The 247-nt window shown below is 47.4% G+C and carries 1 pseudogene; it reads left to right on the top strand.

Annotated features, from left to right (window positions below):
• A pseudogene (locus SB775_RS32485) lies at nucleotides 1-247 on the top strand (peptidase S8); the annotation flags it as partial.

Genomic DNA, 247 nt, shown 5'->3' with positions numbered 1-247 from the left:
CGAACAAGCCGCAAAAAAACTTGAGCATGACCCTAGCATTGCTTATGTAGAAGAAGACCACAAAGCAGAAGCATATGCACAAACCGTCCCTTATGGTATCCCTCAAATCAAAGCTCCAGCTGTACACGCTCAAGGTTATAAAGGTGCTAACGTCAAAGTAGCTGTCCTTGATACTGGTATCCACGCTGCACACCCTGACTTAAATGTTGCAGGCGGTGCTAGCTTCGTCCCTTCAGAGCCAAATGCC

It is taken from the genome of Peribacillus sp. SIMBA_075 (assembly GCF_046534585.1).
This window is presented reverse-complemented; position numbering and strand designations above follow the sequence as displayed.